Source organism: Actinokineospora terrae (genome assembly GCF_900111175.1).
Lineage (GTDB): Bacteria > Actinomycetota > Actinomycetes > Mycobacteriales > Pseudonocardiaceae > Actinokineospora > Actinokineospora terrae.
The window spans coordinates 354,095-368,433 of sequence record NZ_FOGI01000002.1 but is presented as its reverse complement, the minus strand read 5'-3'; the positions used below and the strand labels follow the sequence as shown (position 1 = coordinate 368,433).

14 protein-coding genes are annotated in these 14,339 nt (G+C 70.7%); 7 read left to right on the top strand and 7 right to left on the bottom strand.

The features are described from left to right. Nucleotides 1–17: 17 nt before the first annotated feature. A complete protein-coding gene (locus BMY07_RS04965; RefSeq protein ID WP_143073358.1) occupies nucleotides 18–566 on the bottom strand; it encodes a hypothetical protein in 549 nt (182 codons plus the stop codon). A gap of 157 nt (nucleotides 567–723) precedes the next feature. Here BMY07_RS04965 and BMY07_RS04960 point away from each other — a divergent pair, with 157 nt between their 5' ends. Then, a complete protein-coding gene (locus BMY07_RS04960) occupies nucleotides 724–1,428 on the top strand; it encodes an SDR family oxidoreductase (protein ID WP_092775237.1) in 705 nt (234 codons plus the stop codon). A 1-nt stretch (nucleotide 1,429) separates the two neighbouring features. Here BMY07_RS04960 and BMY07_RS04955 read toward each other — a convergent pair whose 3' ends face one another. The 3 genes from BMY07_RS04955 to BMY07_RS34140 all read right to left on the bottom strand — a co-directional run bounded on the left by BMY07_RS04955 (nucleotide 1,430) and on the right by BMY07_RS34140 (nucleotide 4,079). Beyond that, nucleotides 1,430–2,356: a helix-turn-helix domain-containing protein gene (locus BMY07_RS04955; RefSeq protein ID WP_092775236.1), complete on the bottom strand. Its 927-nt coding sequence runs from the start codon at nucleotides 2,354–2,356 to the stop codon at nucleotides 1,430–1,432. Between the two features lie 98 nt (nucleotides 2,357–2,454). After that, nucleotides 2,455–3,672, bottom strand: a complete 1,218-nt coding sequence (locus BMY07_RS04950) for a S1 family peptidase (protein WP_092775235.1) — start codon at nucleotides 3,670–3,672, stop codon at nucleotides 2,455–2,457. A 254-nt stretch (nucleotides 3,673–3,926) separates the two neighbouring features. Then, nucleotides 3,927–4,079 carry a hypothetical protein gene (locus BMY07_RS34140; RefSeq protein ID WP_177215449.1) on the bottom strand — a complete coding sequence of 51 codons (153 nt, stop codon included), beginning with the start codon at nucleotides 4,077–4,079 and terminating at the stop codon, nucleotides 3,927–3,929. Between the two features lie 452 nt (nucleotides 4,080–4,531). On the opposite strand from BMY07_RS34140, the gene BMY07_RS04945 reads away from it, so the two are divergent. The 5 genes from BMY07_RS04945 (at nucleotide 4,532) to BMY07_RS04925 (ending at nucleotide 11,286) form a co-directional block, all read left to right on the top strand. Continuing rightward, entirely contained in the window at nucleotides 4,532–6,034 is a 1,503-nt protein-coding gene (locus tag BMY07_RS04945; RefSeq protein ID WP_143073357.1) for a hypothetical protein, read from the top strand. Between the two features lie 156 nt (nucleotides 6,035–6,190). After that, the gene (locus tag BMY07_RS04940; protein ID WP_092775233.1) at nucleotides 6,191–7,642 is read left to right on the top strand and encodes a PKD domain-containing protein; all 1,452 of its coding nucleotides are present in this window, start codon (nucleotides 6,191–6,193) and stop codon (nucleotides 7,640–7,642) included. A 26-nt stretch (nucleotides 7,643–7,668) separates the two neighbouring features. Continuing rightward, nucleotides 7,669–9,114 carry a PKD domain-containing protein gene (locus BMY07_RS04935; RefSeq protein ID WP_092775232.1) on the top strand — a complete coding sequence of 482 codons (1,446 nt, stop codon included), beginning with the start codon at nucleotides 7,669–7,671 and terminating at the stop codon, nucleotides 9,112–9,114. Between the two features lie 211 nt (nucleotides 9,115–9,325). Next, on the top strand, nucleotides 9,326–10,465 hold the full coding sequence (locus tag BMY07_RS04930; RefSeq protein WP_092775231.1) for an actin cross-linking domain-containing toxin: 1,140 nt from the start codon (nucleotides 9,326–9,328) through the stop codon (nucleotides 10,463–10,465). A gap of 35 nt (nucleotides 10,466–10,500) precedes the next feature. Continuing rightward, nucleotides 10,501–11,286, top strand: a complete 786-nt coding sequence (locus tag BMY07_RS04925; protein ID WP_092775230.1) for a helix-turn-helix domain-containing protein — start codon at nucleotides 10,501–10,503, stop codon at nucleotides 11,284–11,286. Here the strand turns inward: BMY07_RS04925 and BMY07_RS04920 are convergent. The 3 genes from BMY07_RS04920 to BMY07_RS34135 all read right to left on the bottom strand — a co-directional run bounded on the left by BMY07_RS04920 (nucleotide 11,283) and on the right by BMY07_RS34135 (nucleotide 12,893). Further along, complete coding sequence (locus tag BMY07_RS04920) at nucleotides 11,283–11,642, bottom strand: nuclear transport factor 2 family protein (protein WP_092775229.1); 360 nt, start codon at nucleotides 11,640–11,642, stop codon at nucleotides 11,283–11,285. The genes BMY07_RS04925 and BMY07_RS04920 overlap by 4 nt on opposite strands. Before the next feature lie 115 nt (nucleotides 11,643–11,757). Beyond that, nucleotides 11,758–12,753, bottom strand: a complete 996-nt coding sequence (locus BMY07_RS04915) for an enoyl-CoA hydratase/isomerase family protein (RefSeq protein ID WP_092775228.1) — start codon at nucleotides 12,751–12,753, stop codon at nucleotides 11,758–11,760. Further along, on the bottom strand, nucleotides 12,750–12,893 hold the full coding sequence (locus tag BMY07_RS34135; RefSeq protein ID WP_177215447.1) for a hypothetical protein: 144 nt from the start codon (nucleotides 12,891–12,893) through the stop codon (nucleotides 12,750–12,752). Before BMY07_RS34135 ends, BMY07_RS04915 begins: the two co-directional genes overlap by 4 nt. Before the next feature lie 90 nt (nucleotides 12,894–12,983). Here BMY07_RS34135 and BMY07_RS04910 point away from each other — a divergent pair, with 90 nt between their 5' ends. Next, complete coding sequence (locus tag BMY07_RS04910) at nucleotides 12,984–14,339, top strand: aminotransferase-like domain-containing protein (RefSeq protein ID WP_092775227.1); 1,356 nt, start codon at nucleotides 12,984–12,986, stop codon at nucleotides 14,337–14,339.

Genomic DNA, 14,339 nt, shown 5'->3' with positions numbered 1-14,339 from the left:
GCGATAGGGGGTGTTGATCAGGTCGGCCTGGGGGCGGTGTCCAAGCGGGTGAGCAGGGGAGTCAGCAGGGCGTTCAGCTCGCGCACCAGGGTCGTCAGGATCAGGCGGGCGGCTTCGGGGACGGCGTCGGCGGAGTTGGGGGCCGGGGGGAGGTCGGTGAACGGGATGGGGGCCTGGACCAGCAGCGTCGAGCGCAGGTGGGGGACCGTGGCGATGTCGCGGGCCGTGGGGTCGACGTACTGGCCGAACAGGGTGGGCCAGTCGCGCCAGCCGCGGTCGGCCGACCAGTCGCGGGGCCACGCCAGCGCGGCGGGCCAGGGGGCGGCGAGGCTCACCGACGCGGTCAGGGTGCCGTCCCACCCGCTCGGGTCGAGGTCCGCCGACAGCACCCGCGGGTGGCGCCGGAGGTAGCCGGGGTCCACCGCGGGCGGTCCGGCCAGCCGCCACACCGCGCAGGCGAACGGGACCGGGCTGATCTCGCCGAACAGCGGGGCGAGGACGTCCGCGCGCTCCAGCGCGTACCGGTCGAAACCGCCGTCCAACCGCTCCGTCCACAAAGGTCGCACGAGGCCCCCTCCAGAGTCGCCGGATGCCAGCCTACTCCGGTCCGGCCGGTGTGGTATTTCCGCGAATAGCGCTGGAGTTTGCTCCAACTCCAGAAGTTTGCGGCGCGAAACGGGCGGGCGTATAAAGTCCGCATTACCTTCGGAATCTGGGGAGATCATGTCCGACGCGCGAGTGGCATTGGTGACCGGTGGCGGAAGTGGAATCGGCGCGGCGACCGCGGAGCAGTTGCTCCAGCGGGGGTACCGGGTCGTCATCACCGGTCGGGACGGGGAGAAGTTGCGGGCTTTCGCGGCGCGGTTGGGGGACCCGGAGGGGCTGCTGACCGCGCCGGGCGACGCCGCTGATCACGTGGCCGTGCGGGCGGCGGTGCAGCGGGCGGTGTCGGCGTTCGGGCGGGTGGACTGCGTGGTGGCGAACGCGGGGTTCGCGGTGTTCGACGGGCTCGGGGACGGGGATCCCGCGGGCTGGCGCGACATGGTGCTGACCAACGTGCTCGGCCCGGCGGTGCTGATCAACGTCGCGCTGCCCGCGCTGCGCGCCACCAAGGGGCGGATCGTGCTGGTCGGCAGCGTCGCCGGGCACGTCCACTCGCCGGGCAACCTCTACGGCGTGACCAAGTGGGCCGTCACCGGGCTCGCCGAGAACACCCGGCGGATGCTCATCGACGACGGCATCGGCGTCACCCTGGTCTCGCCGGGGGCCACCCGCACCGACTTCTTCGACAAGGCGCCCGGCGGCGTGCCCGACCGCGATTTCCTCTCCGCCGAGAAACTGGGGGAGACGATCGTGTGGGCGTTGACCCAACCCGAGGGCGTTGACGTGAACACCATCATCATCCGGCCCACCGGCATGTTCATCTGAGCTACTTCCACTGCCACATCAACCCGTACACCCCGGGCACGCATTTCGGGAAGTACGTGTGAATGGTGTTCGACGCGTCCGCCAGCAGCCTGCGCCGGTTCTTCTGGGCGGCCGGGACCGAGTCCCGGAAATAGCCGTGGCAGCGGGTGGGCAGCGCGGCGGGGTCGAACCGGACGCGCAGCAGCACGCTCGGCACCGCGTTGCGGAACCGGTGCTCGTGCACCCGCGACGGCACCGCGCTCTCGCCGAGGACGGTGTCGTACTCGACGATGGTCGTCTCGTTCTTCGCCAGCACCCGGCCGAAGCGGATCTCGGCGGCCAGGAAGCCGTTCTCGTGGTCGACCCGCACCTCGCCCAACCGCCCGGAGTGCACCCGGATGTCGGTCGGCATGACGTCGCCCTCGTCGACGCCGTGCACGACCAGGAAGTGGTCCTGGTCCTCCCGCACCGCGCGCAGCACCTGCATGGTCCTGATCAGCCGCAGCGACCGGCTCGCGTCCACGGTGCACGACTCGGTGAGGTTCATCGGCACGATGCCGTTGTTGAACCGCTCGAACGACCCGCCGAGCACCCCGCGGATCGGGGAGTCGTCGCCGTAGAGGCGGGTCCCGGTGACCCCGCTGGGCGCCAGTGGCCGACCGCGGGGTTTCGGCGGGTCGAGCAGGTCGAACAGCGCGTTCGACGGCAGGTTGAGGATCGTCTCCAGCTCCCGCAGCGCCCGCAGCGACTTGGCGCGCTCCGGCCTGCTGCGGCCCTGCTGCCAGTAGCTGAGGGTGGCCAGGCTGATGTCGACACCGCGGTCGGCGAGCCTGCTGCGGATCCGGTCCAGGGTGAGGTCGCGCCGGTGGATGGCGGTGCGCAGCGCGTCGCCGAAGTTCTCCGCGCGCGGCACCGCGCCTGCCTCGCTCTCCTGGCGGAACCCGGTCATGGCGCTCACTCTCCTAGGGCGAGGACGGAGTATCACCCTGATGGCACCGTCGCCGCCACCCCCTCGGGGTGACGGCGACGGTGGGTGAGCGGTGCTGGTCAGCCCACGTTGAGGGTGAGGCCGTAGTACGACAGCGCGTCGCTCAGCGGCTGGAAGTAGGAGGACTTCCCGCTCTGCACGCCGCCGTTGAAGGTGCACTGCTGGCCGGTCGGGCCACCGGAGGTCATGCCCTGGGCCTGGTTGCCGGAGATGTAGGCGCCACCGCTGTCGCCGCCCATGGTGCAGACCGACGAGCTGGCCAGGCCGCGGACCACGGTGTCCGGGCCGCCGTTCTGGTCGGTGTAGGTGACCGTCACGTTGTAGGCCTTGATGGTGCCGCAGGTCCAGCCGCTGGTGGCGCCGGACTTGCAGATCGACGAGCCGACCGAGGCCTTGGTGCCGCCGCGCACCGCGACGTTGGAGGTGGCGCCCCAGGTGCCGACCGTGGTGGCGATCGAGTTACCCGAGTTGATCTTGGCGACGCCCATGTCGACGCTGTTGCTGCCCACCGCGAACCGGGTGGCGGTGCCCTTGGCGAACGCGGCGCCGTTGTTGTAGAGCGACGGCAGGCCCGCGATGCAGTGCCCGGCGCTGACCAGGTACTGCGTGCCCGAGGAGTTGCGGGCACCGAAGCCGACGGAGCAGTAGCCGCTGCCGCCGTTGATGTTCATCTTGCTGCCCGGGTACACCACGGCCTGCGTCTGCAGCGGGGTGCCGGTCCTGACGACCTGCACCGCGGCGCCGAACTTGGCCGCCTCGGCGAGGAACGCCCTGGCCTGCGGCTTCGCCGCGTCGGACACCTCGACCTTGACCACGTCCGCGGCCACGTCGACGCTCCACGACGCCACACCGGCGGGGACCTGCCGGGTCGCGGCCTGGTCGAGCTGCGCCTGCACGCGGCTCAGCGCCGCCTCACCGCGGGCCGGGGCCCGGGTCGCGAGACCGGCCGAGCGCGCCGTGGCGGCCGACGAGGCGTCGGTGGTGTTGACGGTGAGGGTGCCGTTGGCGTCGACGAAGCTGCCGTCGATCCGCAGGCCACCGCGGGTGAGGTCGGCGAGCTTCTGCTGCTGCGCGGCCTCCCGGTCCAACCGGGCCACCGCCGCGCCCTCGTCGATGCCCAGCGACTTGGCCAGCACCGACACCATCTCCGGCTGGTACTTCGGCTGCTGCGCGGGCTGCGCCGCCGTCGCCGAGGAACTGGCCGCCCACAGCACCGCCGGGACGACCGCGCTGACCGCGAGACCCGCGATCAGGCTCTTTCGGAGGGTGATTGCCATAAACCGTGCCTTCCCTGACCGGGTTCACCACACGCAGGGGGGAGGGAATGTCCGAATGACTTGCTTTCACACATTCCCAGTGTGGTGATCCCCGGGCGATCGGGGGGACGCCCGATCGCTGGAAAAGCACTCTCCTACTAGTTCCGCGCCGCCGACAAGACCTGTCGCGGAACGGTTTTTCACAGACAGCCGAGGCTACTCTGAATACACAGAAGGGACCGCCCCGCGGCGGCCCCGTCCCGTGTGGTGCTACCTCAGAAGACCAGCACGGCCAGCAGGATCAGCCCGAGCGCGACGGCGATGATGGTGGGGATCAGTGCGGGCGAGCGGCGGTAGTGGCTCTGCACCGAGGTCGTGCGGAACCAGCTACCCGGCAACCGGCGGCGGTGCTGCTGAACCCGAGGCATCATCTACTCCCAACCCGTGGCGTCTCGTGGCGTCGAGACTGCTTGTCGAACACGATCACCCTTCACGTACCCCCGACCGCGGGCGATCACACATTCGGATCGGGGTGGGAAAGGCGCTGCGGCGGAAATCCGCTTTCGGCGATGGGCGCTGCTGCGGGAACCGGCGGTGGGGGTGGGGTTGATGGCCGGTGTTTGCCGGTTCGGGCAGACGCGGTGCTGGGCAGGTTGACCAACGCGGTCTTGCGCGAGGGGGCCGGACACGGTGCTTCGCGCTCGGGAGAGCCTGCCGTGCGGCGGGCCGTGGTCGGGGGCGTGGGCCGTGCTGAGCAGCCCCCGTTTCCAGCCTTCCGGAGTTCGGGGTCGGGAGCCAGGGTGACATCGAGGGCTGTGGATGGGTCGCGGGGATGTGGACAACTCGCGGTGGGACCATGGACGCCGGTTGAGGGGGGCAGGTGGCGGACAGGGGTGTGCGGGCCCGGCGGATCGCGGCGGGGGCGTTGGTGCTCGGGGTCGCGGCGTGGGCGGTGGTGCAGTTCGGCGTGCCGGGGTGGCTGTCGGACGAGCGGCACCCGCTGCGGCCGGTCCTGGAGGCGGCCTCGTGGGTCGCGGGACTGCTGGGGCTGGCGGTGTCGGTCGCGGCGTTGGCGGTGTCCACACGGGGGCAGCGGGCGGGCTATCGGTCCGGTGTACTCGGTGCGTCCAGTGTCGGTCAGGCGGGCGGTGCGGGTGCTGGGTCGAGCGGATTGGTGTCGGGCGATCCCACCGCGGGGGGTGCCGTAGGAGATTCGGTGCCGGGCGACTCGGCCCTGGGCAACGACCCTGTCTTGGGCAACGACGCCGTCTCGGGCAGCCGTACGGTGTCGGGCGACAGCCTGGCTCCGGGCAGCGGGGCTGCGTTGGGCAACACGATGTCCGGGCATGTCGGCGGGTCGGTGGTGCAGGCGCACACGATCACCGGGGCGGTGACGGTGACCGCGCCGCTGCCGAGGTGGGTGCTGGGCGCGGTGGGGCTCGTGGCTGTCGTCGTGCTGGGGGTGGCGGTGTTGGCGGTGGTGGTCGTGACGGCACCCGCGGACGAGGCGGAGTTGCAGGCCGTGGTCACCGTGAGTCCCGGCAAGTGCGCGGGTGGGTGGGTCGTGCCCACCCCCACGGGTCCGATACCGCTGACCGACCGGCCGGAGGGTGCGATTCAGGCGGACCAAGGGCAGGTAGTGCTGACGTTGCAGGGTTCTGTTCCTGCGGCGGTTGTGTTGCAGTCGCTTCGCGTGGAAGTGGTGTCCCGCAAGCCCGCCGCGTCCGGGGTGCTACTAGACACGCCGTGCGGTGCTGACGTCACACCGCGCAGCTTCGGCGTCGACCTGAACAAGGACAACCCGTCCGCGGTAGGTCTACCGGGCACCGAGGGCGGCCAGACGATCCCCGCGCCGCGGTTCCCGTTCCAGGTCAACGAGTCCGAGGTCGAGCAGTTCGTCATCACCCCCTCCGTCGCCACCGACGAGGTCGAGTGGCGCCTCCACCTCACCTGGACCTCCGGCACCCGCCGCGGCGAGACCACCATCGACGACAACGGCCGCCCCTTCCGCACCACCGGCACCACAGCCGTCACCACCAACTACTGCGCCGACCTCACCGCCATCGAGTGGACCCCCAACTACCTCTGCCTCCGCCTCCAATCGCCCACCGCGGCAGGCTTCGTCGGAACCTGGGAAGGCCCAGGCCCCATCACCATCGCCGCCGATGGAACAGCCGTCTGGAAGACCCCCACCGGCGAGGCCCGCATCCGCCTCTTGTCCGTGATCGGCTACCTAGCCACCGCCGACGTCACCGCAAGCACCACCCCAGAACTCACGCCCGGCGACCGCATCCGCTTCGCGAACAACAACAACGACCTGCGCGCGGTAACCCAACTGGGCAAGGTACTGACCTGGTGCAAACAGGGAGCCGTGTGCCGGTGAGCCCGACGCACGCACCCAGGTGACAGTCCGTGGATGTCAACCGGCAGCTTTGGGCTTCCTTTGCCGAGTGTTTGTTACGGAAGCGGCGGCTCGGTCGAATCAGGGGCGGGGGTCCTTCCGGATGGGGGAGGGGCCTGACACTGGGGAGTGCTGGGGATGCGCCTGTCGTGGTGCAAGGCGGTTGTGGTCGCGGTTGGTCTTGCGTTGGCCGTGCCGGGGGTGGCGGAGGCCGCGCCGCCGTCGAATGATGACTTTGGTGGTGCTACGGCAATCACGGCGTTCCCGTACGCGGGTCCGGTGACGTTCACCGAGGCCACCACCGCGCCGGACGACCCGTGGATATGCAGTTCCAACAACGAGCGTTCCGTGTGGTTCGACTTCACCCCCACTGCGGACGGCGTAGTGCAGATAGGCCTAACGGGCTACGGGTACGGGATGCTGACCGTGTTCACCGGCACGCGCGGGGCGTTGACCGCGGTGCCGAACACCTGCCGCACCTCGAACTACGACGCGAACCTGGTCCCGGTCGTAGGTGGCACCACCTACCACGTGATGGTGATCAGCCCGTTGTGGTCGAACGCGAACCTCGCCTTGACCATCGACAACGTCCAGCCGCCCGCCAACGACAACTTCGCGAACGCGGCTCCCATCACCACGGTCCCCGCCGCCGCCGAGGTAGCACTGGGCGCGGCCACCGCGGAGCCCACCGAGCCCAACCCGTCGTGCGTGCAACAAACCGGCGCGCCGTCTGCCTGGTACTCGTTCACCGCACCGCGCACGGAATGGATCACCTTCGACCAGACCAGCGACGACTACGAGTCCGTGTTCGCTGTCTACACCGGTAACTCTCTCGGCAGCCTCACCGAGGTCTTGTGCGATGCCTACAACCGCCGCGTGTTGGCTGTTACGGCTGGTCAGACCTACCGCGTCCAGGTGAGTAACCGGATCCCTGCCGCTATCCCGACCCGGATCGAACTGGCCGTGGCCCCCGCACTGCGCACCGAGATCGGCCAGCAGCCTCTAGACCCGTCCGTGCTCGACACCGTCACCTTCTCGCAGTACACGTGGGACATCGAGAACGAGGCCATCACCGGCTCGACCTGGACATTCGGCGACGGCACCACCGCCTCCGGCCGCGAGGTGACCCACCAGTTCGCCGCGGACGGCGACTACCAGGTCCGCGTCACGACCACCTCCGCCAGCGGCCGCGTCGCCACCGCCACCCGCGCCGTGGCCGTCCGGACCCACGATGTGCGCGTCGCCGCGTTCACCGTCCCCACCGCGGGCCGCCCCGGGCAGACCAAGCCGATCGAGGTCACCGTGGGCAACACGCGGATCGCCGAGAACGCCACCGTCACGCTGTTCCGCAGCACGTCCACGGGCTTCCAGGAGATCGCGCGCGCCACCCAGTACGTGCCCGCGCGCCCGAACCGCACCGTGACGTTCCCGTTCAACTACACCTTCACCCCCGGCGACGCCACCCTCGGCCGGGTGACCTTCCGGGCCGTGGTGACCCTCGACCAGGGCGTGCGCGACGTCCGGCCGGTCGACAACGAGGCCGTGGCCCCGGCGACCACGGTCCGCACCGGACCGAACGGCCTGGGCTGACCGTGCGACGAGACACCTGGAGAGCCATGACCACGCGAGGAACCCGCCTGCGCCTGGCCGTGACGGCCGCCGTCGCCCTGGCCGCCGCCGCACTGGTGCCCGGCACCGCGCACGCCGCGCCGCCGTCCAACGACGACTTCGACAATGCCATCGCGATCACCCTGCCCTTTACCGAGCAGGTCGACCCGCGCGAGGCCACCCGCGCGCCGGACGACCCGGCGACCTGCGCGCAAGAGGTGTCCGCCTCCGTCTGGTACTCGTTCACCTCCCCTGTGGACACCACGCTGGCGCTGGACTTCCACGGCGGCTGGGCCTACACGCGCGTCTTCACCGGCACCCGGGGCGCGCTGTCGCTGGTGCCGCGCAGCTGCTCCGGGGGGAGTCAGATACGCGAGCTGGACGCAAGCGCGGGGGTGACCTACTACGTCAGCGTCGCCGCTTACCCGTGGACGGCGCCGTTCCAGTTCACCGCCGAGGCGCTGACCCCGCCCGCGAACGACCACTTCGCGAACGCCGAGGTCATCTCGGAGCTGCCCTTCACCGGGACGGTCAAGCTGGCGGCGGCCACGGTCGAGGCGGGCGAGCCGACGGCCACCTGCGACCACAACCCCGGCTCGCCGTCGGTCTGGTACCGGTACACGCCCGCGGTGACCGGGGCGCTGGTGTTGAGCGCGGACGCGTGGGCCGACCACAACGCCGTCGCCGCCGTGTACGCCGGGTCCGAGCGGGCCGAGGTGGCGTGCGTCCACAGCCACACGTCCGTCGTGCGCGCAGAGGCGGGCCGCACGCTGCACATCCAGTTCAACGCGGCGAGCGCGGGCGCCGACGACGTGGTGCTGGGCCTGCGGGCCGCGGCGGACTTGCGGCCCGCGCTGCAGGTCTCGCCCGAAGGCGCCTCGATCCACGACGAGGTGCGGTTCGACAACACCTCCCAGGACCCCGAGGGCTACGGCACGAGCATCGAGCGGCTCGACTTCGGCGACGGCACCGTTGTCACCCCCGACCGCGGTTACGTCTACCACCGCTACGCCGCTGACGGGGACTACACCGCGCGCTTGACCGTCGCCAGCCTCGGCGGCCGCACCGCGACCACCACCAAGACCATCCCCATCCGCACCCACGACGTCGCGATCACCGGCTTCGACGTGCCCACCGCCGCCAGGGTCGACGTCACCAAGCCGATCGACGTCACACTCGCCAACGGCCGCTACACCGAGACCGTCAAGGTCACCCTCTACCGCGGCACCTCGGCGGGTTTCCAACCCGTCACCTCGCTGACCAAGACCGCCCGCCCCAACCGCACCACCCGCTTCCCCTTCACCTACACCTTCACCGCCGCGGACCTGACCGAGGGCACCATCGTCTTCAAGGCCGTCGCCGAACCCACCACCCGCGACGCCCTCCCGAGCGACAACACGGTGATCGCCCCCGCCACCCGCGTCCGCCGAGCCGCACCCCAGGGCGCGAGCTGACCACCACCAGAACGGGAGACACCCCAACCCGGGGCGTCTCCCGTTCGGCTGTCAGGCCGCGGAAGCACAGCCCAGGACACCGGACACCCGGTCCGAGGTGGACACCCGGACGTCCATTCGGGTGATCAACTCCGGTGGGGTGATATGCCGGGGCGGGTGGGGGCGATCGGGTGGGTGGTCCACCTGTCGGTCCCAGTCTCGGAGTTCGCGCATGATGCCTCTCGACCTGTCGCCGTACCGCAGCGAGTTCGCCGGGCCCTCGGTGGGGACGGAGCAGGAGCTGCTCGGGGTGCGGATCGGCAGGAAGGCGTCCGGGGGGTCGGAGATCGCCGACGTGGTGTCCGGTGGGCAGGTGTTGGTGCAGATCACGACCGACATCGGTGGTGGTGGGGACGCGCCGTTCGGGTACCTCGGGTACACCATGGAGATCAAGACCAGCCCGACCGAGGTGACCGACGTCGCGGGGTGGGAGCTGCGCCGCGGCGCCATCCGGGAGGTCATCGCCGCGATCGCCGACATGGTGCTGGTCAAGGGCGGCTCGTTCACCGGGGGGAAGTTGGGCGCGTACGACCTGGTCGTGCACAACGGCGACCACGTCGTCTACGGCGCGGACACCCTGTCGACCGGGGTGAGCGGCAGCAGCAGGCACGCCACCTTCGGCCTGCCCTTCGCGCTCCTGGGCACCGAGCACGCGGCGCTGGTCAGCAAGGCGGGCTGGTACGAGGACTGGTCCGAGGAGTTCGACCTGATCGAGGGCAGCAGCCCGTGGGTCGACCGCGACCGGTCCCTGCGGGTCTACAACTACCTGCGCTCGGTACTGACTCGGCTCGCCAGGCTGACCTCCGACTACTCGCTGGCGGTGCACGACCTGTACGACCTCAAGGGCTTCACGGGCAACCTCTACGACAGCGCGATCAAGAACCGGTGGGGCGTCCTGCCCAGGACCTCCCCCTGGGTGGCGATCGAACTCCTGGCCAAGAGCGACCGCGAGCGCATCCGGCCGACCCTGCTGAAGTGCCCGTCCCGGGTCACCGACCCGGTGATCTGGAGTGCCGCCGTCAGCCACATCACCCAGCACCGGTCGCTGGCGGGCCACACCCCCAAGGCGCCCACCTACACCGAAGAGGAGTTGCCCGGCACCCTGTTCGAGTTCCGCACCGGGATCCCCTTCGCCTTCAAGCACGCCTTCGTCCTCGTCGACGACGAGCTCGGCGGTTTCGACGGCGAGCCGCCGCCGCCCAGGCCGAACGCGCCCCAGGAGCAGGGCGACCTGCACAGCGTGATCAAGGGCCGCCGCCAGTCCACCGAGATCTTCGAGGACTCGGACTCCGACGACAGCAGCTTCGACTGACCGCCCCCGCGCTCGGCCCGGTAGCATCGCCCGCGATGACACAGACCGCGTCGATCGGCGGGTTGCTCCGGGAGTGGCGCCGGATCCGCGACGTCAGCCAGCTCGCGCTCGCGTCGCGCACCGAGATCTCGACCAGGCACCTGAGCTTCGTGGAGACCGGGCGGTCGGCGCCGAGCCGGGCGATGGTGTTGCGGCTGGCCGAGCAGCTCGACGTGCCGCTGCGCGACCGCAACCGGATGCTGCTGGCCGCGGGGTACGCCCCCGCCTACCCCGAGAGCGCCCTGGACACCCCGCGGCTGGAGTCCGTCCGCGCCGCCGTCCGCCGGGTCCTCACCAGCCACAACCCGTTCCCGGCGTTCGTCGTCGACGGCGGCTGGGACATGGTCGACGCGAACGCCGCGGTCACCCTGCTCACCGAGGGCGCCCCGCCGGACCTGCTCGCGCCGCCGTTCAACGTGCTGCGCTACAGCCTGCACCCGCGGGGGCTCGCCGCGCGCATCGTCAACCTGACCCAGTGGCGCCGCTACGTCCTGACCCGCCTGGAACGCCAGCTCCGCGCGGGCCTGGTGCAGCTGACCGACCTGCACCGGGAGCTGCTCGCGTACCCGTCGACCAACTCCCTGGCCGACCCCGGCGACACCCCGACCGACCCCTTCGACGTCGTCACCCCGCTGCGCCTGCGCCACGACGGCCACGACCTGTCCCTGTTCGGCACGGTCACCACCTTCGGCACACCCCGCGACATCACCGTCGAGGAACTCCACGTCGAGAACTTCTACCCCTCCGACGAGGCGACGGAGCGGTACCTGCGCTCCCGTTAGTACCTGTCCAGGAACCCGTACACCGCCGCGAGCCGCCCGTCGTCGTCGACCACGGCGACGTCGAACCCCACCACGATCGCCTCGGCCCCCGCCGCCGGGATCAGTTCCCAGCTGAACCGCGCGACGTTGTGGTGCTCCTCGAAAACCTCCCCCCGCACGAACCGCATCCCGGTGAACCGCGCCTGCGCTTGCGCCACCACCCGATCAACCCCCGCCCACCCCCTGACGTCCACCAGGGGATCCACATACCGCCCTTCCTCGCTCCAGACCCCCTCCACCATCTCCCGCCGAGCCGTCGCGTCCGTCCGGTTCCACACGGCCAGGTACGCGTCCACAACGCTGCTGAGATCGCTCACTCGAACCCCTTGGGTCAAGGCCGACATGACCCCTCAAGTCTCACCAAAGCGCTGCCCCGCGGTCGATTACCTCGCAGGTAATGCGCCCCGGGGAAGCACGGCAGGCAGCGAGTGGTCAAGGCGTGAAGTAGCCGGCGACCAGGGGTTCGTCCACTTCGGCCAGGGTGGCGGGGGACCAGTGGGGTGAGCGGTCCTTGTCGATGATCTGGGCGCGGATGCCTTCGACGAGGTCCGGGGATCGGAGGGCTCGGCTGGAGGTGTGGAAGTCCTGTGCCAGGACGGCTTCCAGGTCTGGTAGCAGCGCCGCGTTGCGCAGGGCTCGCAGGGTCACCTTCAGGGCTGACGGTGACTTTCGCTCGATTTCCCTTGCCGCGGCGATCGCTGCCTCGCCGTTGTCGCGCAGCCGGTCGAGTACTTCCTCGACGGTGTCCGGCGCGTAGCAGTGGTCGATCCATTCCCGTTCCGCCGCCAGCGCGCTGGGTGGGGGAGTGGTCGCGACGGAGGCGATGGCGTCGTCGCGGGATTCGAGTGCTTCCAGCAGGTCCGGCAGCCGATCGCTGGGTGCGTAGTGGTCCGCGAGTCCACAGTGGATCGCGTCAGGACCCGACATCGAGGTGCCCGTCAACGCGATGTGCGTGCCCAACTCCCCGGGGGAGCGGGACAGCAGGTACGTGCCGCCCACGTCGGGTGCCAGGCCGATGCCCACCTCGGGCATCGCGATCCGGGACCGTTCCGTCACCACCCGGTGGCTGCCGTGCGCGGAGATCCCGACACCGCCGCCCATCACCACGCCGTCCATGAACGCGACGTACGGCTTCGGGTACCGCGCGATCAGGGCGTTCATCCGGTACTCGTCGGCCCAGAACGCCAGCGACGCCGCACCACCCGCGCGGGCGTCCTCGTGGATGAACCGGATGTCGCCGCCCGCGCACAGTCCCCGCTCGCCCGCGCCCAGGACGACCACCACCCGCACGGCCGGGTCGGCGCGCCACAGTTCCAGGTGCTCGGTGACCGCCAGCACCATCGCGTGATCGAGGGCATTGAGCGCCTGCGGCCGGTTCAACGTGATCCGCCCAACACCTCCGCGGACGACGAACTCGACATGGCTCACAGCGCCTCCAGCAGGTTCCAGGTCAGCCCACCGTAACCGCTCCAGCCCGGCGGCCTGAACAAACCCTCCGGCGAGTGGTGCCGGTCACGGGTGTCACCCGGATGCCCGGGTTTTGTGCGGTTTTTGTTCAGTTCGGCCACCAGGTGAAACGTTCTTGACCGGCGGTTCCGGCCGGCTACGGTTCGTGCTTGTCGTACCACGTCGGGGACGCACAAAGCAGGGGAGCAGGGATGGGCCACACCGCGCAGACGCCGGTGCACTGGCTTGTCAACCGGGTGCGGGATCGGACGGCCAAGGGGATCGCGGTGGCGGTGGGGGAGCTGATCCGGGATGGGGAGTTGCCGCCCGGTACCCGGTTGCCGACGGTGCGGGCGCTGGCTGCCGGGTTGGGGGTGAGTCCGGCGACGGTCGCGGACTCGTGGGGGCAGTTGCGGGCCGAGCAGCTGATCTCCACCGGTCGACGTCGTGGGACGACCACGCTCGCGCCGCCGGACTCCACTCCGCGCGACTGCTTCCCCGGGTGGTCGGCGATCGACCTCGAACAGGGCCTGCCCGACCCGGTGTTGTTGCCGCCCTTGGAAGATGCCGTCGCGGCAGGGGTGCGCACGGAGCGGCTCAACGGGTTCGAGCACGACTACATCACCCCGCGCCTGCAAGCGGCGGTCGCGACCACCTGGCCGTTCGCACCCGAGGCGTGGACGGTCGTGGCAGGCGGCTACGAGGGCACACTGCTGGCTTGCCAGGCCGTCGCCGCCCCCGGCGAGCTGGTCGCCGTGGAGGAACCGACCGCCCCGCGGGTGCTGGACACGTTGCGGCGCTCCGGCATCCGCGTGATCGGCGTGCGGTGCGACGAGGAAGGCCCGATACCCGCGGCGCTCGCCGAGGCCCTGACGCACAATCCGGTCGCGTTCATCTACCAACCGCGCGCCCACATCCCCTTCGGGCACACCGTCTCCGCCGACCGCGCCGCACAACTGGCCGACGTGCTCGAGACCAACCCCGATGTGTCCGTTGTGGAGGACGACAACCTCGGTCCGCTCGCGTCGGCCCCCGTCGCCAGCATCGGCGCGCACATCCCGGAACGGCTCCTGCTGGTCCGCTCCTACTGCAAGGCCTACGGCCTGGAACTGCGCAGCTGCGTGGTGGCCGGGGCCGAGCACCTGGTCGAGCAGGTCCGGCACAAGCGCGGGTTCGGCCTGGTGTGGGCCAGCCGCATCCTCCAGGACGCGCAGGCGTACCTCATCAACGACCCCGCGACGGGTGTCCTGATCAGACAGGCCAGGGAGCGTTACACCCACCGCCGCACGACGCTCGCGGACGCCCTGCGCGACAGGGGTTTCGACGTCCACTCCCGCGACGGGCTCGTGCTCTGGGTGCCCGTCCCCGATGAGACGCGCGCGATGGTCGCCCTGGCCGGGTTCGGGGTCGCCGTCGCGCCGGGCAGCCGGTGCTACATCGACCCGCCCGCCGAGCACCACATCCGGATCGCCACCAGCCACCTGCCCGACGACCCGCCGCGGGTCGCCGAGCTGGCCGACCTGGTGGCCCGCGCCGCGGCAACCGCACCGCGCGACGAGTTCGACTGA